We start from the raw sequence: 23125 nt of genomic DNA on the forward strand, positions 1-23125 counted from the left end.
AGTACCTGATTAATGGTTCTGAGAGGCCCTTATCAGGAATAACCATGAGCTGGCAGGATATTTCAATATCGATCATCACCTTTCTCCTCGCCGTGATGCTCCTTCCCCAGCTTGACGATGTCATCAGGAGGGGTGCTGTGGTCAACTTCTTCACAGCCTTCTTTACAAGCTTTCTTGCCTTCCTTCTGACATTCATCTTCGCTACCCTTGGCCTCTGGACAGCAACTATCGGTCAGACGACTGTTGCCACGGTCTGGCTGCTTCTTGCCTACTTCTCCATCAGAAATATCCGTGATACCCAGTATCCAAATCAACCGGTATTTATTGTGGCATGGGATCATCTGGGTGTCTGGGTGATGGGTCTCTCATTCTCAATAACCCGCCTTCTTCAAAAAGGTATGAAAAGAGGGTGATATCATTCCTTTCTGTTCCGGGCAAGTGAGATGATCACCCCGAACGAACAGAGCCCCATGTATATCAGGAAGGCCATCCTCTGGGCTGCTATGAAGTCGGCGGCCTGTTCAGGTCCGATCTCCATCGAGCCAATAAAGATACCAAAGAGGAAGAGGGTGATCCCCATCGAGAGGACCATCCCAAGCTGCCGCATCGTCGCAACGGTACCTGCAGCAACACCATACTCGCCGATATGAACCGAGCTCATCACCGCATTGGTATTCGGTGATGAGAAGAGGGCAAATCCAAATCCGAGAAAGAGGAGTGCGGTAATGATTGTTGGTATTGTTGTCTCGGCAGTGATGGTTGCAAGAATAAGGAGTCCTACTGCGTTGAGCCCCATGCCTGCGGATGCAACATATTTCGGATCGATCCGATCTGATAATCGTCCCGCCCATGAGGAGAAGAGGACCTGCATCAGGGGCTGACTGACCAGGATCAGTCCGGCACTCTGTGGATCGAGCCCCTTGACCACCTGGAGGTATAAACTCAGCAGAAAGGCGATGGCAAAGGTAGCACTATAGTTGATGAGGGCGGCGATGTTGGAGAGTGCAAAGACTCTGTTTCTTAAAAATATCCGGATATCAAAGACAGGATACACTGTTCTTCTCTCATAATGGATAAAGATCGGAACGAGAATAACCGCAGAGATAAGGGCGATGATCCCTGTCGGTGATCTGATGGCTGTGATACCATATATCCCAAGGCAGATCATCCCGGCATACAATCCTGCCCCTGCGAGATCAAATGGCGGGGCTTTTGGATCTCTCCAGTCTTCATGGAGGTACCGGTGTACCATAACAAAGACGATGATACAGAGTGGGACAAGCGCAAAGAAGATGCTCCGCCATCCGAGATAGTGGGTCAGCACCCCGCCGATGACAGGTCCGAGGGAGAGGCCGGCGTAGACGCCGGTAACATTGATCCCAAGGACCCTGCCGCGCTCCTCCTTCGGATAGGCTGACGTAAGTATTGCAACCGCTGTTCCGAAGATACAGGCACTGCCGAATCCCTGGATGGCCCGAAGTGCTATCAGAACCATGACAGACGGTGAAAATGGAGCGAGAAATGCCGTTAGTCCGATGATGATAATTCCAAGAATGAATATCTTCCTTCTCCCATAAATATCAGCCATTTTCCCTATCGGGATGAGGAACATCGCACTTGCCAGGAGATAGACAGTCGGTATCCATCCAAGAAGTATTGCATCCGCACCAAACTCAGAGCCTATCTGTGGGATTGCAAGATTGATCATGGACCCGATGAATGGAGTCAGAAACGATCCCATCGTCGAGACGATCAGAACGGCACGAAGAACGGATCTGTCATACATGGTATCCTGCATCCTGCTCACAAACCTGTTGGGAGTCTCCATGGATGACCCCTCCGATACACATTCGGGACAGCATTATATACTCTGAGGAATAACAATATTTTATGCGTGGTGGATGCTTTTTCGCCGGTGAATGTTTTTATCTCCGGTAGCAGAGCGTCTGAACATTCCGCAGATCAGTTTTCTATTCAACCTGTAAAGCCTGTAGCTTGGGCTTTTTACGGTTTTCATCGCTTTTTTAGATATGCCTGATGAGACAGCCGGCAGGTTGTTCTCAATAGGCGTGTATCAGGAGGTTTGGTAGTATGTATGGTAAAGATATCCGCATTGAACGTATCATGGATCGAAAAACAAAAAAAATGATCATCGTCCCGCTTGACCATGGGGTCTCACAAGGTCCGATTCACGGCCTTATTGACCTCTGTGGAACTGTTGATGCCGTGGCTGAGGGTGGAGCTACAGCCGTCCTTGGCCATGTGGGGCTCGCCCTTCATGGCCACCGGCGATCCGGAGAGGATATAGGGCTCATCCTTCACCTCTCCGCGAGCACATCTCTTGGACCGGATCCAAACAACAAGGTGATCGTCAACAGCGTCACCCATGCCCTGAAGATGGGGGCAGATGCCGTCTCGGTTCATGTGAATATCGGAGCAGACTCCGAGGCAGCGATGCTCTCGGATCTCGGGAGGATCTCGATTGAATGCATGGAATGGGGGATGCCGCTCCTTGCAATGATGTACCCGAGAGGCAGGAAGATTGAGTGCGAAAGTGATGTGGAACATGTCAAGCTCGCTGCGCGGGTTGCAGCAGAACTCGGTGCTGATCTCGTCAAGACCGTCTACACAGGCGATCCCGACTCATTCCGGGAGGTGACAGAAGGATGCAGTGTCCCCGTCGTTGTTGCCGGGGGGTCGAAGATGAATGATCGTGAGATGCTTGAGATCGTCGAAGGATCGATGCTCGGGGGTGCCGCAGGAATTTCCATAGGGAGAAATGTCTTCCAGCACAAAAATCCTGCTGCATTCCTCACTGCTGCCCGCGCAGTACTGATGGAGCACCGTTCGGTTGAAGAGGCATTAGAAATACTTGAGAGGTGAGAGATATGATAGGAAAACAGATACGACTTGAGAGAATAATGGACCGGAATACTGGCCGCAGTGTCATCATACCGATGGATCATGGCTTCACGCTTGGCCAGGTTGAAGGGCTCCTTGATATGCCAACGATCGTTGATGATGTCAGTGCCGGCGGGGCAAATGCCATCATTCTTCACAAAGGTATGGTGAAAGGGGGGCACAGGAAGAGAGGCAGGGATATCGGGCTTATCGTCCACCTCTCTGCAAGCACCTCAATGAACCCGGATCCAAATGATAAGGTGCTGATCTGCACCGTGGAGGAGGCGATCACCCTCGGTGCCGATGCCGTCTCGATTCACATCAACCTTGGTGCTCCACAGGAATCGAGGATGATCGAGGCGGCCGGCATCATCTCACAGGAATGTAACCGGTGGGGGATGCCGCTTCTCATCATGATATACGCCCGCGGAAAGGATATCGATCCGGATGATCCCGTCGCCATCGCACATTGTGTCAGGGTTGCAGAAGAGCTCGGTGCGGATCTCATCAAGACAAATTACCCGCGGGATAAGGAGGCCTTCAGGCGGATCGTCGCCGCCTGCTCGGTCCCGATCCTCATCGCCGGGGGGGAGAAAGGGGGCGATCTTGCGGCACTTGAGATGATCGATAATGCCATCGACTCCGGGGGATCAGGTGTCTGCATGGGGCGAAACGCATTCCAGCGTAATAATACCACAGAGTTTGTCCATGCAATCTGCCGGGTCGTTCATGACCGTGATAATCCGGCGGCAGTTGAGAGGCGGCTTTCATGAAGGAGTTCTGGGTTGAGATCCGGCCCTGGAAGAAGGAGGCCGCACTCGCCGCGATAGAAGGGGGGGCAACTGCGCTCCTCCTCGATACAAAGGAAGATGCCGCATCGCTTGCCAGGATTCCGATCATCGCACCTGACGGCGATCTCATTGAGGGAAGGGACTTTCAGAGGGTTGAGATCAGTGATAAGGCATCTGAGGAGAAGGCGGCTGAGCAGGCGCGTCTGGGTCCTGTTGTTGTGAGTACAACCGACTGGACGGTTATTCCACTGGAAAACCTTGTCGCCGTCTCAGATCATATCATTGCCAGGGTGGAGGATGAGGCTGAAGCCGAACTGGCACTTGGCATTCTTGAGAAAGGGGTCGGCGGCCTTCTCCTGAGATCTGATGATCCGGAGGTTATCCGGCATGTCGCTGCCCTCATCGAAGGGGATGCCGGCACAGTTCCGCTCGTCCCCCTGACCATCACCGGGATCACCCCTGTCGGTGTCGGGGACCGGGTCTGCATCGATACCTGCTCTCTCTTTTCTGAGGGGGAGGGGATGCTCGTTGGCAATACCTCATCCGCCCTCCTGCTGGTTGCCGCCGAGACGCTTGAGAACCCCTACGTCTCACCCCGCCCCTTCAGGGTGAATGCAGGAGCGGTCCATATGTATATCCTCGCCCCGGATGGCAGGACGCGGTACCTCTCCGAGATCGGAGCGGGAGATGAAGGGACTGCCATTGCAGGAGCAGGCAGGACCCGTACGGTCGCTGTGGGCCGCGTGAAGATCGAACGCCGCCCCCTTCTTCTGATCGAGGTGGAGGGGGAGGGTCAGACGGCAAGTGCCATTATCCAGAATGCAGAGACCGTACGGCTCGTTGGCGAAGACGGGGGTGCACGGAGTGTTGTGGAACTGAAGCCGGGTGATCGGATTCTCGGCCATCTGATGAAAGGAGGACGGCATTTTGGGATTGCCATCGATGAGACCATCCTTGAGAGATGATGGCCGCCTGGTCGGGATAATCGGTGGAACCGGCCGAATGGGTGAGCTCTTTGCCGGTGTCTTTGAGGGAGCGGGCTGTATAGTTGAGGTGATCGGCCGGGCTGATCCGGATGAGTACCGTGCCTTTGCCCGGCGTTGCAGCGTCATCCTGGTCTCGGTTCCGATCGATGTGACCGAAGCGGTCATCGCCTCCATCGCTCCGGTACTTGAGGAGGATCAGCTGATCGCTGACCTCACCTCTCTGAAGGTGATGCCGGTCTCGGCGATGATGGCATCACGGGCTGAGGTCATCGGCCTCCACCCGCTCTTTGGACCCAATATGGCCACGTTGTCCGGTCAGAAGATGATCATGACCCCGGCACGATCCTCCCGGGAGACGGCAGACTGGCTCAGGGAGATCTTCGAGGCGACCGGGATGTCAGTCGCCGAAGCAACACCAGAAGAGCATGATCATGCGATGGCGGTGATGCAGGGTCTCATCCATTTCCAGAGTATGGTCCTTGCGATGACCCTTAGGGGCCTTGATCTCCCAATATCCCGCCTCCTCCCGTACGCAACCCCCAATGCGCATGCATCTCTTGCCTTTATGACACGGACCCTTTCGCAGGATGGGGGGCTGTACGGTGGCATGCTCCTTGGGAATCAGGAGATCCAGAAGATCCTCGGCGCCTATGCCCTCTCTGTCAATGCATTGAAGGAGACGATAGACTCAAAAGATCCCGAGGCATTTGTCAGGGAGTTTGAGATGGACGCCACCTTCACACGGGAATTCTCTGATGCCGCGCTTCTACTCACCGACCTTCTCCTCGACATGGTGGTGAGGGAATGGTGATCGCCGCCCTCGGGCCGGCAGGCACATTCAGTCACGAGCTTGTCGTCCGTCTCTGCAGGGAAGAGCCGCTCCTCCTCCCGACCATCTCACGGGTATTTGCAGTCGTGGAGAAGGGTGAGGCGACCGGCTTTGTGCCGATTGAGAACAGCGAAGCTGGTGGTGTGGGCCCGACACTGGATGGTCTCTGCGACTATGATGTCAGTATTACCGGGGAATGCTACCTCCCGGTCCACCATCACCTTGCCTCCTCCTTTGGGATGGATGAGATCACGGTGATATATGCCCACCCACAGACCCATGAACAGTGCAGTCGTGCCCTTGACCGACTCACTATTCCGGTGATTCATACAAGCAGCAATGCAGAGAGTGCGTTGCTGGCAGATGCAAAGGAAGGGGCGGCGGCGATCATCTCGGATGGTGCCGCAGCATACTATCATATCCCGATCATCCTCCGTGATCTCCAGAACAGCCGCTCGAATACCACGAGGTTCATCAGGATAGACCGGGAACCGTATACCGAGGGTGATGCGGTAAAATGCAGCATTCTCATCGATCCTGCGGAAGACACCCCCGGTCTCCTTCATGCGCTCCTATCACCGTTTGCAGAGAGGAAGATCAACCTCTCGCGGATTGAGTCACGCCCTTCCGGCCGGGGTATCGGGAGCTACCGGTTCTTCCTCGATTTTGAGGCAGTACCAAACGCAGGTGACGCACTTGCTGTGTTGAAGAGGAGGGGGCTGGTGCGGGAATTTGGCTGTTATCCACGCCTTGAGGTGCCAACATGATGGTTCATCTCCGGAAGAGGGAGGACCCTGTTGATCTGGAGGTGCGGGCTCCCCCTTCGAAGAGCTATACTCACCGGGCCCTCATCGCCGCCGCCCTTGCAGATGGAAGATCGTTCATTGAAGATCCTCTTATAGCAGAGGACACTCTGCTGACCCTGCAGGCACTGAAGACCCTTGGAGTGGAAATAACCGAAGAAGAGCGGGGTATCCATATTCATGGAACCCGGGGGGATCTTCGGCCGGGGCGGCCTGTCACCATCGATCTGAAGAACTCAGGGACGAGCATGCGCCTCCTCGCATCCGTCTCACTCCTCGCGGATCATCCGGTTATCCTCACCGGAAGCCCCCGTATGTGTGAACGCCCCATCGGGGATCTCGTCGAAGCGATCAACAGCATCGGGGGGACAGTCAGGTACCTCGGCAGGCCGGGCTACCCGCCGATTGAGGTCTCCGGAAGACTTCTCGGCGGCCGGGTCGAACTCCCATCAGGAGTCAGCAGCCAGTTCATCACCTCCCTCCTGATGACCGCCCCCTATGCAGAGGAGCCGGTTGAGGTGAAGACCGGGGAGAACCCTGTATCAGCCAGTTACCTGGGCATCACCACCGACCTGATGAAGAACTTTGGTATCAATGTAGATGACAGAAAACCGGGTCTTTTTCAGGTTCCCAATACCTCGGAATATCTTTCCAAGAGGTACTCTGTTGAGGGGGACTATTCGTCTGCATCGTACTTCTTTGGTATCGGTGCCATCTGCGGAGGAGATGTCACCGTCACAAACCTGAAGGTCTCATCCCCGCAGGGGGATCGTGGCTTTCCTGCCATCCTCGAGACGATGGGGTGCCGGGTCCGGTCCGGAGAAACCTCCGTTCATCTCCGGATGGATGGCTCTCTCTCTGGAACAGAGGTTAATATGTCCCCGATGCCCGATACGGTCCAGACCCTTTCTGCGGTTGCCGTCTTTGCGGACAGCCCTACAGAGATTACGGGTGTTGCCCACCTCCGTCATAAGGAGAGTGATCGGATCGAGGCGATCAGGCGTATCCTTACGTCATTGGGTGCGGGAGTGTCCACATCAGGAGATGCAATCCGGATACAACCCGGCAGACTGCATGGGGGGGTTATTGATCCGGAGAATGATCACAGGACTGCGATGAGTGGTGCTCTTCTTGGTCTTGGCATTGGTGATGTCAGTCTTCTGGATGCAGGATGTGTCGGCAAGTCCTATCCGGCTTTCTGGGATCTCCTGGTGGAGGCGGGGTTATGGGACGGTATGTGATCATCGGTCTTCGGGGCACAGGGAAATCAACGGTTGGAAGAATGCTGGCGGAAAAGCAGGATATTCCTTTCCATGACACCGATGCCCTCATCCAGAAGCAAACCGGCCTGGAGATCCCCGAGATCTTCTCCCGGTATGGTGAGGAGGAGTTCCGAAGGATCGAGAGGGAGGTGATCGCCTCGCTCCCGGCCGGCCCCGCAGTGATCGCTACCGGGGGTGGTGCGGTGATGGACCCGGAAAACAGGCTCCTCCTCAGGCAGGGTTCGGCGATCATCCTGCTGACTGCGGATCAAGCAACCCTCGCAGCCCGTACCCGGCGGAGTGATCGGCCGCCTCTCACTGATCTATCCGCTGAGGATGAGATACATCATCTTGGAAAGACACGCGGCCCCATCTACCGTGGTTGTGCTGATCTCTGTATCAGCACCACCGGGGAGAATCCGGCCCGGATTGTTGATCAGATCCTAAGAAACCGGGGGATGACGGATCGGAGTATCCCCCCTGCCTGTCAGTTTCCTCCGGGGATCTCTCCTGCTGATCTCAGGGATATCCCGCTTGTGTATGCCATAACCGGAAATCCCGTCTCCCATAGCAGAAGCCCGTTTCTCTATAACAAGCTCTTTCCGGGGTATGGGATTCCCGGACGGTATATCTTCCTTCCGGCTCTGTCAGCAGAGGACGCGATCAAGGGGATGCGGGTACTTGGTGCGAAAGGACTATCTGTCACGATCCCATTCAAAGAAACGATGGTCTCCTGTATCGATGAACCCGATGAGGATGTCACCGCGATTGGTGCCCTGAACACGGTTGTTCGCTGTGGCGAACGCCTCTATGGCCATAATACCGACTGGATAGGTATTCGGGAGCCTCTGTGGGATCTGAGAGGATCCGATGCTCTCGTCGTCGGTGCAGGGGGTGCCGCCGCTGCCGCCGTCTATGCCCTCCTGTCACTGGATATGCGGGTGACGATAGCCAACAGGACCCCGAAACGGGGGGAGGCACTTGCAGAACGGTTCGGATGTACTGCACTCCCTCTCCAGGAGATCAAATCCGCAGATCTGATCATCAATGCCACATCGCTCGGTATGAAGGAGAGCGACGGCTCGCCGGTCTCCTCCTCCCTTCTCAGGCCCGGCGTCACTGTCTTCGATCTCGTCTATACACCCCCCATGACCCCCCTCCTCAGGGAGGCGGAAGCGGCGGGATGCAGAATAATCAGAGGGACGGAGATGTTCATCTACCAGGCGGCGGCACAGTTTTCGCTCCTCACCGGCATCGATCCCGATCCCTCGAAGATCAGGGGGGTGCTTGGATGATGAACACTTTCGGCCACCTCTTCAAGGTCACGACCTTTGGGGAGAGCCATGGCCCTGCCCTTGGTGTTGTGATAGATGGCTGCCCTCCGGGTATTCCTCTGCATGAGAGTGATATCCAGCCTTTCATGGACAGGAGACGACCCGGACAGGGGCCAACGACCACACCACGCAACGAGCCGGATCTGGTTGATATCCTCTCCGGAGTCTTTGAAGGGCGAACCACCGGGATGCCCATTGCAATCCTGATCCGATCAACGGGTGCTATGAGCAGGGATTATGAGGCTCTCCGGTCGGCCGTCCGGCCCGGTCATGCTGACCAGACCTACCAGAAGAAGTACGGGATTCGTGATCACCGTGGCGGGGGGAGAAGTTCCGGCCGTGAGACCGCGGCACGGGTCGCGGCGGGGGCTGTTGCGATGAAATGCCTTGGCATAAAGGGGATGAGGATACGAAGCAGGATCACCGAGATCCATGGAATTTCAGATCCCGCACTCTTCGATGCGGAGATTCTGAAGGCAAAGGAGCGGGGGGACTCGGTCGGTGGATGCCTCGAGGTGATAGCAGACGGCTGCCCTCCCGGTCTTGGCGATCCGGTCTTCGGGAAGCTTGATGCTGCTATCGCAGCGGCGATGATGGGGATCGGTGCCGTCAAAGGGGTCGAGATTGGGGAGGGATTTGCCTCTGCCAGAATGTATGGGAGCGAGTGGAATGATCCCCTCTTCAGATCCGGCCCGGCAACGAACCATGCAGGCGGAATCCTTGGTGGAATCAGCAATGGAGAACCGATCTATCTGCGGCTCGCCATCAAGCCGACACCCTCCGTCTCCATCCCCCAGGAGACGGTTGATATTGACGGCAATGAGATGGCCCTTGAGATCAAGGGACGCCATGACCCCTGTATCGTCCCCAGGGCACAGGTTGTTGCGGAGTGTATGCTCGCCCTCGTTCTCATTGATGCACTGCTGATGCGGGATCGGTTCAGTAGTTTTCCATAAATCATGCCTTACTCCGGTGTCCGGGTGAGGAGCGAGATGATCGCCCGCATCTCCCTGATATGGTACTGCCCGGTGGCAGTCGGCTCACCGGCATGGCAGTAGGCAAAGGCAGATCCCATCATCAGAAGGAAGGGTCGGAGCCAGGCATATCCCGATCCCATGATCGAGATACAGATCGGCTTCTCCGCATCGAGAAAATAGCGGAGCAGGAGCAGTGCATCTTCGTCGCTTCCGGGGGCAAGGACGATCTTGGGAATATCCCCGAATCGTCTGAGACGGGTGGAGAGGTCCAGAAACTGATCCGCATCAAGCATCAGTCTGGCATGGTAGGAGGCGATGACCACCTTTTTTTGGCCCCTGATCCATTCTGCATGTTCAGCGAAGCGCTCCTCAATATCGACCATATCACAGAACGGAAGATACGCTGCAATTTTTTGCCTCCACTCATCCGGATCACCCGTGAATTTCCCCCCTTCTGGACTACTTCTGAGGGTGAGAAGAATCCTTCCATCCCAGACCTGTCGCACCCTGGCCAGATCATCAGCGGTCAGTCCGTCGATGAGATCCAGCCGGAGCTCAATTGCCCAAGGGTCCTCTCCGATGACAGCCTCGAGATCTGTGAGTGAATGCAATGACACAATCAGGTTCATTGGTCACCCCGCTTCAGGAACCGGCCGGTGGTGATCCCGCCCCATGCAACCATTCGTATCTCCTCTTTCAATGCCTTCAGCTCTTCTGCATCCGCGTGCAATGCCTCGTGATATGCCCTGCAGACGATCCGGGCATACTCTTTTGTCCTCCCCCGAAGCTCGATCCCAAGGATGCCAATCCCGGCATCGAGGATCAGGGGGAGATGGTCGATGAGACAGGTCTCCACCGCATTGCTGATGATGGTCCGGCACTCTGCATCCGCCCTGACGGGGAAGATCCGCCCGGTATGATCTGCGAGTGCGGTGAGTCGTCCACCTCCGCTGCCGGGGCAGGGGAATCTCCCTTGTGCAGGGCAGTGTTCCGTGATCATCGCTGGTACCGATCCCTGGACGAAGAGCTCGATCATCTCGCCACCGGAGATGCCAAGGCGCTGAAGTTCTCTATATGAGATCTCATGCGAGAGGGCGAGTGATCGATGAAAAGGTCTCATCTCTGCGATTGCTGCGCGGTTCATCAGGTTCAGCCCGGATGAGCCGGCAATCTCCATATCCGGTACAATTTCGTGGATCGCCTCTGCCATACCCACGCCCCCGACCATCACCCCCCGAAGTCCTCTCGACCGGGCTTCACCCAGGATCGGCAATGCATAGTCGAGGAACCGTTTTCTGGCAATCTCTGGAAACTTCCAGAAGAAGGTTGCTTCATACTCATTGCAGAGGGCTACCAGTGTGGAGAGATCATGAAGCACCGTCTCCTGCCATCTCTCTTTTGAGATAAGGGTCCGCTTCTCGCAGGATGTGATGGGATGAGCCGGCTCATAGTAGATCCTCTTCGCCCCGCCTTCAAGGGCTCCGGCCACCTCATCCATCGAAGAGGCATAGACGGCAAGTATCGGGGTATCAGCCCTCTCTGGTTGCCTCTCCTCTTTCAGTGATCTGAGACAATCCTGCCATCTCTCTTCTGCCGCTTCCAGATCCCGGGGGGGGCCCGCCCTGAGCGCGGCATCTGCGGCAGAGATGAGATCACGCCTCAGTTCTGTGAGCACCCTGATCGGGAGGAAGAGACCTCCGGGATATGAGATAGATAGAATTGCAATCGTAAAGCCGGTCTCGCCGGTTCTTGTGATGAGATCGATGATCGTCTCTTCAGTGACCGGCCGGTTCTCTGCCGGAACCATCGGCGAAGAAGATCGTGCCGAGATGGGGATCCGGCCTCCCCAGGGTGCGGATACGTATCCGTCAAGCCTGAGATGATCCCCCTCCATCGTGATTGAGAGATCAATTTCGACCTTTCTGCCACACCCACGATGATATGAAGCGATGGTTCCTGCTGCCTGCTCTTCAATGGCACGCCGCTTATTGATCGCCACATCCATCCCCGTCTTTACCGGAACCGGTGTCTTCAGACGGAGCGTCCCTTCCTGTATCTTTGGATGGGTATGAACGTCACAACCAACATCATCCTCACCTTCTTTGTAAAAGACGACCCCGTCACCACGTTCGGGATACGGCTTTGAGAGATCCCTGATGACCGCCTCCCCTCTGCTTCGATCGTACCAGGTGACAGTACCAAACCGGACTCCACGATTATCAGGGCGATCCTCTGAGATGAAGGATCTACCCTTCGCCCCGAAGAGATGGCCTTCGGTGAACCCCCTTGAAAAGACGAAGGCAGTATTGCGGAGTGCCTCCTCATCAGCGACAAAGCTGCCCGAAGCTATCTGATCAAGCGCCTTCCGGTACAGGGAGACCACAGTGGCAACATAGGCCGGTGACTTCATCCGCCCTTCAATCTTCAGTGCCACGACTCCCGCCGAAATCACCTCAGGCAGTCGGGTATACGTGGCAAGATCACGTGGTGAGAGGAGGTACCGAGGCTCAGTGTTTACCCCTTTTCTCAGAACTGGTCGGCCATACGGGTCCACAGTACCGATCACCGGCTGATATTGTCGCCGGCAGGGTTGTGCACAGGATCCCCGGTTGCCGCTCCTCCCCCCGATGACAGATGAGAGTAGGCACTGGCCTGAATAGCCCATGCAGAGTGCTCCGTGGGCGAAGATCTCAATCCCGACACCGAGCGCATCTGCATGGCGTGTTATCTCCCTCACCTCATCCAGGGTGAGTTCACGTGCGAAAACAATCCTTGATATCCCCTTTCCGGCGGCATATCGCAGACCCTCTATTGAATGAATCGTCATCTGGGTGGATGCATGGAGCGGGAGATCCGGAAGAATGGTCCGGGCAATCCGCAGAATCCCCTGATCCTGAATAAGTATGGCATCTGCCCCAACCCGGTAGAGATAGAGGAGATATTCACCGATATCAGAGATCTCATCATCGGAGACGAGGGTGTTGACGGTCACATATACCCGGATTCCTCGTCCATGTGCATCAGATATGACCTCTCTCATGGCGTCATCATCAAAGTTCGCCGCATATGCCCGGGCACCAAACCGGGTGCCGGAGAGATAGACCGCATCTGCTCCTGCGGCAACGGCAGCCTCAAACGCCTCCCGTGATCCTGCCGGGGCAAGGAGCTCAGGGATATCAGTATGCCTCTCCATCACGAGTACTATGGTATCTCTGGAGATAAAGAAAAGGTTCGATCAGGGGATGGATACCTATCTGATATCCACCCTCTCTCCCGTGACCATATAGTGGATCTTCTCGGCGGTCTTGCAGGCATGATCCGCACACCGCTCAAGATATCGATCCACAAGGAGATACGTCGCACAGTAGGGAATCGTCCGGGGATCTTCCTCCATAATCGTTATGCAGTCTTCATAGATCATATAGCGCAACTCATCGATGACATCATCACGGCGGGAGAATCCTTCCAGAATGCTGAGATCACGAGTGTCGAAGGCATGCAGGGCATCCTCGAGCATTGATAGTGCACCCTCCGCCATCTCGGGGAGGCGTACCATCCCCCTGATATGTATTCCCTCGGGGAGTTTGTAGGTGCAATGGCAGATGTCCTTCCCGTATCTCCCGATCCGCTCGGCTGAGGAGATGAGGTTCATACAGCAGGATATTGTCCGGAGATCGGATGCAACCGGCTGGTGAAGGGCTATCAGTTTCAGCCCCTGTTCTTCGAGCTGATCGCTGCGCAGACTGAGAAAGACCTTTCTGGGTACACGCACGTCCTGGTGCATCTCCGGTTCGCCGGTCTGAATGCAGACATTCTCCATACCCCCTGCTATCTCGCATGCCAGTTCCCTGTCGAGGGATGAGAAGGCGTCAAAGGCGTCACGAAGCATCGAGATGGCAAACCGGCTATAGCCTCCGACTGATACCTGGTATGCTTCGAGCTCCCTGTGATAGTGATCTTTCATCAGTTTCACCCAAATCTTCCTGTAATATAATTTTCAGTCAGCTCTTCTTTTGGCTTTTCGAAGATGACCGATGTTGTATCAAATTCTATCAGCCTTCCCATATACATAAATCCTGTGTGGTCGGAGACCCTGGCTGCCTGCTGCATGTTATGGGTCACAATAACCACGGTATACTCATCTTTCAGTTCAGTGATGAGGTTTTCGATCTTCGCAGTAGCAATCGGATCGAGGGCAGAGCAGGGTTCATCCATGAGGATAATATCCGGGCCGACGGAGAGCGTTCGTGCGATACAGAGCCGCTGCTGCTGGCCACCGGAGAGGCCGCGAGCCGCATCATGGAGCCTCTCTTTGACCTCCTCCCAGATGGCAGCCCCTTTCAGGCTCTTCTCTGCTATCGCATCAAGCTCTTTTCTGTCTTTTACACCATGCACCTTCGGTCCATAGATGACATTCTCATAGATTGATTTTGGGAAGGGGTTTGGCTGCTGAAAGACCATGCCTATCCTCTTCCGGAGTTCGACAACATCGGTGGATCGTCCGGTAATCTCTTCCCCATGGTAGAGAATTGATCCTGAGATGGTACAGTCAGGGATGAGATCGTTCATCCGGTTGAAACACCGGAGGAGTGTCGATTTTCCACACCCGGACGGACCAATCAATGCGGTCACCTGGTTTTTTGGGATCTGTATATCAACATCGATGAGTGCCTGTGCTGATCCGTAATAGAGATTGAGTGCTTTTGTTTCAAGCGCTTTATCCTGTTGTTTCATGGGTTGGTTACCACCTCACTGTCTTCTGTGCATGCCTCCTCATCAATACTGCAACGGCGTAGATGCCTGTCACAAGGACGAGGAGAACAAGGGCTGTTCCATATTTTTGTGTCTCTGCGCCCGGTACATTGGTTGCCAGGATGAAGAGGTGATAGGGGAGGGCCATCACCGGCTCAAAGACCGAATCCGGCAGGAACCTCTTTGAAAAGACGACCGCTGTGAAGAGGAGGGGGGCAGTCTCTCCGGCGGCCCTTCCGATGGAGAGGATCGTTCCTGTGAGAATACCCGGAGCCGCAGCCGGGAGGACGACCCGGGAGATGGTCTGCCAGCGGGTAGCGCCGAGTGCAAGGCTCCCATGACGGAGGGAGTCGGGGACGCTCTTTAACGCCTCTTCACTCGTCCTGATGATCGTCGGAAGAACCATCAGGGCAAGGGTGATCTGTCCGGCGAGGAGCGAGACTCCGAGGCCGACGAAGATCACAAGGAAAGCGAATCCGAAGAGACCAAAGACGATCGATGGGGTTCCATTCAGGAGATCATTCCCGGTCCTTATGATCTTCGTCAGCTTTCCTTCGATGGTGTATTCATTGAGGTAGATTGCAGCCCCGACCCCTATCGGAAGAGCAATTGCAATCGCACCGATAACCAGGTATATTGTTCCGACGATTGCCGGGAAAATTCCTCCGGAGCGACCGAGGTCACGGGGTCCTTCAGTCAGAAACTCCCAGGTGATCGCCGGGAGGCCATTACTGACGATATCAAAGATGATGACAAAGAGGGTAAAGAGGACGAGACCTGTCGCTGCGGTTATCAAACCAAAAGCAATCTTTTCGGTTATCTTTGGTGAGATGATCCTCTTAATGAAAAGATACGCTCCTATTGCACCAATGAAGAGGAGAGCCCCTCCAGGTCCCGAGATGACAGCAAGTATTACGGCAGGAAGAGCGAATGCCAGCCATGAGCATGCTGTTTTTACCTTCCCCCTCACTTCATGGGAGAGGAGCGGTGGCTTTCCGGTCCCCATCTGCGCGTCTCGGATCCGGCCGAGGATGACGGTGGCTGAGAGGTTGATGATGAGCGCTATCAACAGGAGAACGAGTGCGACTGCAAAGAGTGCATGGTAATGCGTACTTCCTATCGCAACCTCACCCATCTCAATACCCAGCGTTGCTGTGAGTGTCCGGACGGGTGAGAGGATATTCCAGATGGGATCCGGGATGACGGCGGCATTGCCGGTGACCATCAGGACAGCCATCGTCTCACCGATTGCCCTGCCCATACCCAGGATAACCGCAGCGGTGATACCGGAGAGAGCCGCAGGAATGATGACACCGGTGATCGTCTGCCACCGGGTGGCCCCCAGTGCAAGAGAGGCAGCCCGGTACTCTTGGGGAACACTCGTAATGGCATCCTCAGAGACCGAGACGATCGTCGGAAGCGCCATTATTCCCAGAATGATCGATCCGGCAAGCCAGGTGGCGCCGGAAGAGAGATCAAACGTGATGCGAAGCCAGTTTGTCAGTACAACAAGCCCGAAGAAACCGTACACAACCGAGGGGATGCCTGCAAGAAGCTCGATAGCTGGTTTTATTGCCTCCCGGACTGAACGGGGTGCGATCTCAGCGATGAATATGGCACTCCCGATACCCAGAGGGACAGCGATCACCATCGCACCGAAGGTGACGAGGAGTGTGCCGACGATTAATGAAAGGATTCCATAGCTGGGTACGACACTCGTTGGTGTCCAGATCTCCTCGAAAAGAAACTCCCGTAAACCGATCTCAAGAAGTGCAGGAAGTCCTTCCTTTAACAGAAATCCAAGGATCAGGATGATGGTGATAACGGCAACAAGGGCTGTGGCCAGCCAGATACCGGTAATGACACTCTCTTTCTTCTGCCTGCTGATACCCGCCGGATTGCTGAGGGACGATGAATGAGCCTTCATCCTATGCATAATGATCAGAAAAAAAATTACTTGACAGGGACGAATCCCTGTTCAGCGACGATACGCTGTCCATCTGCACTCATCAGGAAGTCAAGGTAGTCCTTCACGAGACCTGATGGCTGGCCCTGGGTATACATATTGAGACCACGGGCGATGGGATAGGATGCATCCTTGATGTTCTCAATAGTTGGCACGACAGGCTTTCCATTGACATTAATGGTGACAGTTGCAACGGTGGTATCAAGATAGCCAAGGCCGACATACCCGATCGCATCCGGTGTCTGGGCAACGGTCTGCTTCACGGCACCATTTGAGTTCAGTTCCTGCTGGGTTCTGACGAACTCTTCTTTGTGCATAACCACCTCATAGAAGAACTCACGGGTACCTGAGGCGCTGTCACGGCCAACCGGAACAATTGAGCGATCATTTCCGCCAAGATCCTTCCAGTTGGTGATCTCACCTTTATAGATCGCCTTGACTTCATCCATCGTCAGGGTTGTAACAGGGTTTGACGGGTGAACGATCAGTGCAATACCATCAACAGCAACGATATGTTCAACCAGGGTTGGATACTGTTGCTTTTCGTTTGCTGAGATGTCACGGGAAGCCATTCCAATGTCAGCTGTTCCTTCACCGACAGCTTTGATCCCTCCACCTGACCCACCACCTGAGACGAGGATCTCATCATAGCGGTGTATATCCATATAGGCATCTGCTCCTGCCTGGCCGACCGGAAGCACGGTTGTTGATCCGATGACGGAGATTGTTCTTCTCTCCTCATGAGAGTTGTTTCCTACGCATCCGCTCACAAACAATGTGACGGCAAGCAGAAGGACCGCCGCACCGACACAATATATACGAGGGAATCTGGGGTTGCTGACCGAATCAGTCATCAACATACTCCTTGGAAGCAAAGAAGTATATCTATTCCTAATATTGAATATAGAACTATCATAAAATATAATGTAATATAGAGTTCTATAATTTTTATAGAGAAAGATATTCTAACCGGGGAACTTATAGGTATATCATGGATATTCGGAAGATTCAGGTCACCGGCGGCTCATCGTACGTCCTCTCCCTCCCAAAGAGCTGGGCAGTATCCCATAACATCAAAAAGAATGATCCCATCGGCATCATCACCCAGCCGGATGGTAATCTCCTGATCACAGCGGACATCAAAGGGTCGCAGTCCCAGCGCGAGAAGGTGTTCATCATCAGTGATAACCATGACCCCGAGTGCCTCTTCCGCTGTCTCATCGGGGCATATATTACTGGATTTACAACGATCAGAATACAATCCAGGGCGCGGATTCCCCCCCGGATACGCCAGATGGTCAGGGCATATATCCAGATGGCGATCGGCCAGGAGGTTGCAGAGGAGGCTGATGATTCAATTGTTCTCAAGGATGTTCTTAACCCTGCTGAGATGCCGCTGCATAATACCATCAAGCGAATGTACTCAATCGTCAAAGGGATGCACGAAGATGCGATGACTGCGCTTCAGGAGAAGAGATCAGATCTCTGTGCCGATATCATCTCACGCGATAATGATGTTGATCGCCTTCACTGGCTCATCAGCAGACAGTACCATCTGATAACCCACACGCCCGCCCTCTCAAGAAAGATGAATATCAGTCTCCAGACGGCAACGACATTCTTTCAGATATCGCGGACAATTGAGCGGATAGCAGATCACGCCGTCACCATAGCAACAAATGTTCAGAATCTGATGGACTCTGACCTCAGTGAGGATCTCATTACGCAGATCCGCAGGGCTGATGAAACCGCTCTGGCAATATTCAAAAGGAGCATGCGATCCTTATATGATAATAATATTGTCGAGGCGAATGCCAATATCAATTCTGTTCATGAACTGACCGTCCTATATAAAGAACTGAAGAGGGAGGTCACCCTCCTGCAGAATCCTGATAGCATCTTCTGCGGCTATATCGCCAACAGCATCGCCCGGATCGGGGAGTATTCAACCGACATCTCAGAAGTTGTGATCAACCAGTGCATCAGTGAGGGATGAGAACATTCAAGGTCTCCGGCGGAAAGGAGTGATCATCTGAGGTGGCTGCCAGATGTCAGAAGTTCGTGAACTCACAGACAAAACCTGGGAGAAGAATGTTGAGAAGGCGACAGATCCTGTTGTCATTCTCTTCTATTCTCCAACCTGCTCGCACTGCAGGACGATGATGCCGTACTTTGAGGAATATGCAAGGGAGCTTGAAGGATCAATCGCTTTTGTCAGAATCGATATCAGTGCAAATCCATGGACGGCTGAGCGATATGCTATCATGAGTACGCCGACCTTTGCGGTCTTCTGCACCGGAAGATCTGTTGCCCAGATTGTTGGTGCCGTCTATCCGGCCCTTATAAAGAAGATGATCGAGGATGGCATCAGAAACGCAAAGGAGTGTGCAGGGGGCTCAACGGTGATCGACTATGAGATCACCGGCTACGGATAATTCCCAGAGTTCTTCTATCTTCTCCGTATATCCCACAATATCCCCTTTTCTTTTCAGTCCGTTTGCATTCATGTATCGCACCGTTCCAAAAACCGGCCGTTCCTTCCAGGGGCGATCATGTTTTCCAAAGCACCAGGCAACCCCGGTATACCCGTTTGGATCCCGGCCGTCAAGCTCATAGGCATCATTAAGAAGAATAGCCCGGGTATATCCGGACTCCGGGCTTTCGGACCATTCGAGGATCTTCTTTCCCCAGTACATCCGCATGTAATTATGCATCTTTCCGCAGATGAGCATCTCCTTCTGCGCTGCGTTCCAGTAGGGATCATGGGTCTCTGCGCGCCTGAGTTCATCGTCCGTATAAAGGTACTCCCGTTCATCCCCTGCATGCTTCTGCAGTGTCTTCTTCGGCCAGTCCGGCAGACCTTCGAACCCATCATACCGGGGATTATACCAGACAAAGTTGATCGCAAGCTCACGCCGGACAATCAACTCCTCCAGAAATGCGTCACTCCCTGGTTTTCCTGATACGGCACGTGCAACTTCGACTGGTGATATCTGGCCGAAGTGGAGGTAGGGGCTGAGCCCTGAGGTGACTTCCCTGCCGGGATCGTTTCTCTGTGCGGAATAGTACTCAATAGTGCTCCTGGAAAATGCCTGGAGGCGCCGTATTGCCTCTTCTCTTCCGCCGTCTGCGACCAGGGGGTTTTTCTGCTCAAGTTTACCGATTTTTTTGAGGATCCCATCTGTATCGGCAATGGGGAATGCGGGGGAGTCGATCTTCAATGCGTCGCTCTTCAAACCCCCCTCACCAATGCTGTGAAGATAATGCGGGATCTGTGGCGTTATCTTCCTCCTGAGTGTCGCTGCAGACCATTCTTCCTTGATGGATGCCGATCGCACCGGGACGACGGTTTCCGTCTCTACCTCGATGAGCGGACAGGTGAGACTCTCCGCAATCTCCCTTCTCCAGTATCGCTCATGCCTGAGGTACCCTCGATCAGTGATGACGAGGGCTGCATCTTCTGCACCTCGAGGGATCTCCCTGACGGGATCACCGATGGCTGGGAGAAAGAGGATCTTCCGCGCTCTCAATCGCTCCTCAGTCTCCCTGAGCCCTTCGAGCATGAACCTGTACGCCCGTCCGGGTGCATCGGGATACGCAGGGTTGATACAGAAGATGACAACAAGAGGGAGTGAGAGCCTGTTCGCCTCAGCTACGGAGTACTCCAGGGCATGATTCTCCTCTGCCCGCTGCGATCGCTGCATCCAGTAGATGATCCGATCACCCCGGCCGATCTCAGCTTCTGAAAGGTAATGGATCCGCTCTTTCTCTATCACAATCCGAACCTCTGCTGTCATTGGGGATAATACCCTCCATCAATGCCCGAAGAGAGAGTTTTTTGATCATTGGAATACGAGTACTCTGATGTGAACCAGACCCTTGATCAGGATCAGGCCCGTGCTGAAGGGGAACTACTCCGTACTATTGAAAGTGAAGGTTTCTCTCCTGCATCAACCTCCCTCTTTCAGGATCTGATCCTCTCATTCTACCGCTCATCCGGACGTGATCTCCCTTGGAGGAGGACGACTGATCCATACCATATCCTCGTCTCCGAGATTATGCTCCAGCAGACACAGGTTGACCGGGTGATTCCAAAGTACATTGAATTTCTTGGAGCTTTTCCGACCATCAACAATCTTGCAGATGCCGGGCCATCCCGGATCCTGCCTGTCTGGAAGGGGCTGGGCTATAACCGGCGGGCGCTCTCTCTGCAGAAGACCGCAATGACGATCCGGGATGAATATTCCGGCACTGTTCCACCGGATCCCGGGATCCTTGCAACATTTCCAGGCATCGGAGATGCAACGGCCGCTGCCATCTGCGCCTATGCCTTCAATATGCCTGTTGTGTATATCGAGACGAATATACGGAGGATTATGCTGCACTATTTCTTCCGGCATACAGACGGTGTCAGAGACAGGGACATTATCCCGTATATCGCGGCAACCCTCTATACCGAGAATCCGCGGGACTGGTATAACGCGCTGATGGACTATGGGTCACACCTGAAACAGCGCCTTGCCGATCCAAACCGGAGGAGTGCACATTACTCACGCCAGAGCCGGTTTGCGGGGTCGAATCGGGAGATACGGGGGAAGATTCTCTCCCATCTCATGAATCGGGGAGGGATAACGACTGATGCACTTGCCAGCTCCATCGGCAGCGATATACGGAGAGTACAAAAGATATGCAAAGATCTCTGCCAGGAGGGGTTTATCCGGGAGGAGGCTGGATCCTATTCAATAGAAAAGTAAGTAGGGGGATTAATCAAACGTTCTTCAGGGCAACGATATCTTTTACTCCCGTCAGCTTCCAGACCATCGATCTCTCTTCAAGCGCTATCGCCTCAGGCGGGTCCTGAGGTGAGTGACCAAGGGCCGCAAGGATATTGTTTGAGAGCTTATGATCCTTGATCAATTGAACGAACTTCTCCCTGATTATCTTCTTCTCAATCGAGTCTGTCACCTCTTCGATCCTCCCCTGCATCGTCACAAAGGTGTAGCATGAGAGATCCTTTGAGTACTTCTCAATCTCAACGGAGACATAGGGGCTCTCCCGGAAGAGGTTCATCTTCTTTCCATACTTGGTTGAGAGGAAGTAGAGGAATTTACCATCGAAGACATAGAGGAAGGGGGCAATATATGGGTATTTCTCCCCTTGAAACGCAATTCTTGATACATATCCCTCGGCGATCAGAGTATCGTACTCATGTTTCTGCATCTTTGGAATTTTGACGATATCCACCAACATTCACCTGTTGATGAGTAATATTTTCTTGGTTTTAAATCTATTGTTTTAATTCTCCGCGATAATTGTCGATTCCGGCAGACCTTGCCATTATGATGAAAATACCAACAGATATGAGAGATATTATTCCTGCAAGCTCAAAAGCGGCTCTGATATCGAAGAGATCCATAATGAACCCCGACAGTACCGGCGCTGAGACCATACCAACACTCATCGCTGTATTGAATGCTCCCATGCATGCCCCCTGCCCATAGGTTCTCCCGGCAATCGTTACAACTGCCGTTGATGCCGGAATCGCAAGCGCACTTCCTATGCCGAGAATAAGAGAGAGGAGAAAGAGATCATAGAACCCGGATGAAAAGGGGATACCGATGAGGGCGAGTGATACAATGAGTGTCCCCCCTGCGATCAGGTTCGTCTTTGAGAAGCGATCGGCAAATCTCCCAAACGATCGCTGAAGGAGACCTGTTGCAAGGATCGATGAAGATATGATAATTCCTGTCTCAAATGCTGACAGTCCAAGCCAGAATGTTGCTATAACCGGAAGGAAGACCATGAATGTTCCGTTGGCATAGGCATTCATGATTCTGAAGAAGAGGACAGGCCGCATTCCGATACTGCCGGCCACCTCTCTCAGTGAGTATTGTGATATTTTGATGAGCGACCCCTCAGGGAGAAATATGGCACATATGATAAAGGCGATACATGAGAGGAGTGCCATCATCAGGAAGACCGGCGCAATGCCTGCAATATCAAATATCGATCCACCAATAAGCGGGCCACATCCAAGACCCAGGAAGAGGGAGGTGTTAAAGGATCCCATATAAAATCCTTCCATTCCCTCTGGTGAGAGATCAGCAACATACGCCATCGCAACCGGGATGACCATCGCAGAAGCGAACCCATGTGCCATTCTGATTGCTGTCAGTTCGAGAACCGAGGAGGCGAAGATATAGGCGACAGAGATGATGGTGAAGAGGCCAAGCCCTATGAGAATGAAGATCCTTCTCCCTCTTGTATCGGAAAACCTCCCGATGAGTGGCATGAAGATGGTCCGGGAGAGGGCAAAACCCGAGAATATAAGGCCGATTCCAAGCCCGGTCGCACCGAGTGTCTCCGCATAATATGGCAGAAGCGGAACGACGATACCGAGGCCGAGCATTGTGGCGAATACTGCGATGAAAAGGATCTGAATTGGGAGGAGCCGTCCTTTCATTTTTTTTTGATCTCTTCTGCCGAAATATGCACACATCACTATTCCTTCCAATGTAATTCCT

The 23125-nt window shown here is 53.8% G+C and carries 22 protein-coding genes; 12 read left to right on the forward strand and 10 right to left on the reverse strand.

Annotation, left to right across the window (positions count from 1 at the left end):
• Positions 1 to 44: 44 nt before the first annotated feature.
• On the forward strand, positions 45 to 413 hold the full coding sequence (locus J2T58_RS01755; RefSeq protein WP_253486974.1) for a hypothetical protein: 369 nt from the start codon (positions 45 to 47) through the stop codon (positions 411 to 413).
• A 2-nt stretch (positions 414 to 415) separates the two neighbouring features.
• Here J2T58_RS01755 and J2T58_RS01760 read toward each other — a convergent pair whose 3' ends face one another.
• Entirely contained in the window at positions 416 to 1828 is a 1413-nt protein-coding gene (locus J2T58_RS01760; protein ID WP_253486976.1) for an MFS transporter, read from the reverse strand.
• 263 nt (positions 1829 to 2091) lie between these two features.
• Here J2T58_RS01760 and J2T58_RS01765 point away from each other — a divergent pair, with 263 nt between their 5' ends.
• Genes J2T58_RS01765 through J2T58_RS01800 form a run of 8 tightly spaced genes read left to right on the forward strand, consistent with a single transcriptional unit; the run spans position 2092 to position 9862 of the window.
• Positions 2092 to 2883, forward strand: coding sequence for a 2-amino-3,7-dideoxy-D-threo-hept-6-ulosonate synthase (locus J2T58_RS01765; protein WP_253486978.1), 792 nt, complete (start codon positions 2092 to 2094; stop codon positions 2881 to 2883).
• Between the two features lie 5 nt (positions 2884 to 2888).
• Complete coding sequence (locus tag J2T58_RS01770; RefSeq protein WP_253486980.1) at positions 2889 to 3674, forward strand: 2-amino-3,7-dideoxy-D-threo-hept-6-ulosonate synthase; 786 nt, start codon at positions 2889 to 2891, stop codon at positions 3672 to 3674.
• On the forward strand, positions 3671 to 4657 hold the full coding sequence (locus J2T58_RS01775; RefSeq protein WP_253486981.1) for a 3-dehydroquinate synthase II: 987 nt from the start codon (positions 3671 to 3673) through the stop codon (positions 4655 to 4657). Before J2T58_RS01770 ends, J2T58_RS01775 begins: the two co-directional genes overlap by 4 nt.
• Entirely contained in the window at positions 4635 to 5489 is an 855-nt protein-coding gene (locus J2T58_RS01780) for a prephenate dehydrogenase/arogenate dehydrogenase family protein (RefSeq protein WP_253486982.1), read from the forward strand. Before J2T58_RS01775 ends, J2T58_RS01780 begins: the two co-directional genes overlap by 23 nt.
• Positions 5483 to 6274, forward strand: a complete 792-nt coding sequence (locus J2T58_RS01785; RefSeq protein WP_253486983.1) for a prephenate dehydratase — start codon at positions 5483 to 5485, stop codon at positions 6272 to 6274. Before J2T58_RS01780 ends, J2T58_RS01785 begins: the two co-directional genes overlap by 7 nt.
• Positions 6274 to 7551, forward strand: a complete 1278-nt coding sequence (gene aroA, locus J2T58_RS01790) for a 3-phosphoshikimate 1-carboxyvinyltransferase (RefSeq protein WP_253487276.1) — start codon at positions 6274 to 6276, stop codon at positions 7549 to 7551. Before J2T58_RS01785 ends, aroA begins: the two co-directional genes overlap by 1 nt.
• A complete protein-coding gene (gene aroE / locus J2T58_RS01795) occupies positions 7536 to 8867 on the forward strand; it encodes a shikimate dehydrogenase (RefSeq protein ID WP_253486984.1) in 1332 nt (443 codons plus the stop codon). The genes aroA and aroE overlap by 16 nt, the downstream gene beginning before the upstream one ends.
• On the forward strand, positions 8867 to 9862 hold the full coding sequence (locus J2T58_RS01800; RefSeq protein WP_253487277.1) for a chorismate synthase: 996 nt from the start codon (positions 8867 to 8869) through the stop codon (positions 9860 to 9862). The genes aroE and J2T58_RS01800 overlap by 1 nt, the downstream gene beginning before the upstream one ends.
• Positions 9863 to 9870: 8 nt before the next feature.
• Here the strand turns inward: J2T58_RS01800 and J2T58_RS01805 are convergent, their stop codons facing one another.
• The 6 genes from J2T58_RS01805 to J2T58_RS01830 are packed head-to-tail and all read right to left on the reverse strand — an operon-like array spanning position 9871 to position 17455.
• Positions 9871 to 10512: a type I 3-dehydroquinate dehydratase gene (locus tag J2T58_RS01805; RefSeq protein ID WP_253486985.1), complete on the reverse strand. Its 642-nt coding sequence runs from the start codon at positions 10510 to 10512 to the stop codon at positions 9871 to 9873.
• Positions 10509 to 13076, reverse strand: coding sequence for a U32 family peptidase (locus J2T58_RS01810; RefSeq protein WP_253486986.1), 2568 nt, complete (start codon positions 13074 to 13076; stop codon positions 10509 to 10511). The genes J2T58_RS01805 and J2T58_RS01810 overlap by 4 nt, the downstream gene beginning before the upstream one ends.
• A gap of 57 nt (positions 13077 to 13133) precedes the next feature.
• Positions 13134 to 13847, reverse strand: a complete 714-nt coding sequence (locus J2T58_RS01815) for a phosphate signaling complex PhoU family protein (RefSeq protein WP_253486988.1) — start codon at positions 13845 to 13847, stop codon at positions 13134 to 13136.
• Between the two features lie 5 nt (positions 13848 to 13852).
• Positions 13853 to 14617 (reverse strand): phosphate ABC transporter ATP-binding protein PstB, encoded by a 765-nt coding sequence (pstB, locus tag J2T58_RS01820; protein ID WP_253486990.1) that lies wholly within the window; start codon positions 14615 to 14617, stop codon positions 13853 to 13855.
• Between the two features lie 7 nt (positions 14618 to 14624).
• Positions 14625 to 16562, reverse strand: a complete 1938-nt coding sequence (gene pstA / locus J2T58_RS01825) for a phosphate ABC transporter permease PstA (protein ID WP_253487278.1) — start codon at positions 16560 to 16562, stop codon at positions 14625 to 14627.
• A gap of 26 nt (positions 16563 to 16588) precedes the next feature.
• Entirely contained in the window at positions 16589 to 17455 is an 867-nt protein-coding gene (locus J2T58_RS01830) for a phosphate ABC transporter substrate-binding protein (RefSeq protein WP_253486992.1), read from the reverse strand.
• A gap of 137 nt (positions 17456 to 17592) precedes the next feature.
• Between J2T58_RS01830 and J2T58_RS01835 the strand changes: the two genes are divergently transcribed.
• Positions 17593 to 18597, forward strand: a complete 1005-nt coding sequence (locus J2T58_RS01835) for a phosphate signaling complex PhoU family protein (RefSeq protein WP_253486994.1) — start codon at positions 17593 to 17595, stop codon at positions 18595 to 18597.
• 52 nt (positions 18598 to 18649) lie between these two features.
• Positions 18650 to 19036, forward strand: coding sequence for a thioredoxin family protein (locus J2T58_RS01840; RefSeq protein ID WP_253486995.1), 387 nt, complete (start codon positions 18650 to 18652; stop codon positions 19034 to 19036).
• Here the strand turns inward: J2T58_RS01840 and J2T58_RS01845 are convergent.
• On the reverse strand, positions 18998 to 20398 hold the full coding sequence (locus tag J2T58_RS01845) for a deoxyribodipyrimidine photo-lyase (RefSeq protein WP_253486996.1): 1401 nt from the start codon (positions 20396 to 20398) through the stop codon (positions 18998 to 19000). The two genes, J2T58_RS01840 and J2T58_RS01845, sit on opposite strands and share 39 nt — an antisense overlap.
• A 69-nt stretch (positions 20399 to 20467) precedes the next feature.
• Here J2T58_RS01845 and J2T58_RS01850 point away from each other — a divergent pair, with 69 nt between their 5' ends.
• Positions 20468 to 21355: a winged helix-turn-helix transcriptional regulator gene (locus J2T58_RS01850; RefSeq protein ID WP_253486997.1), complete on the forward strand. Its 888-nt coding sequence runs from the start codon at positions 20468 to 20470 to the stop codon at positions 21353 to 21355.
• 13 nt (positions 21356 to 21368) lie between these two features.
• On the opposite strand, the gene J2T58_RS01855 is transcribed toward J2T58_RS01850, so the two are convergent.
• Positions 21369 to 21845: a pyridoxamine 5'-phosphate oxidase family protein gene (locus J2T58_RS01855; protein WP_253486998.1), complete on the reverse strand. Its 477-nt coding sequence runs from the start codon at positions 21843 to 21845 to the stop codon at positions 21369 to 21371.
• Between the two features lie 43 nt (positions 21846 to 21888).
• A complete protein-coding gene (locus J2T58_RS01860) occupies positions 21889 to 23064 on the reverse strand; it encodes an MFS transporter (protein WP_253486999.1) in 1176 nt (391 codons plus the stop codon).
• Between the last annotated feature and the right edge of the window lie 61 nt (positions 23065 to 23125).

The organism is Methanocalculus alkaliphilus, assembly GCF_024170505.1.
In the GTDB taxonomy this organism is placed as follows: domain Archaea; phylum Halobacteriota; class Methanomicrobia; order Methanomicrobiales; family Methanocorpusculaceae; genus Methanocalculus; species Methanocalculus alkaliphilus.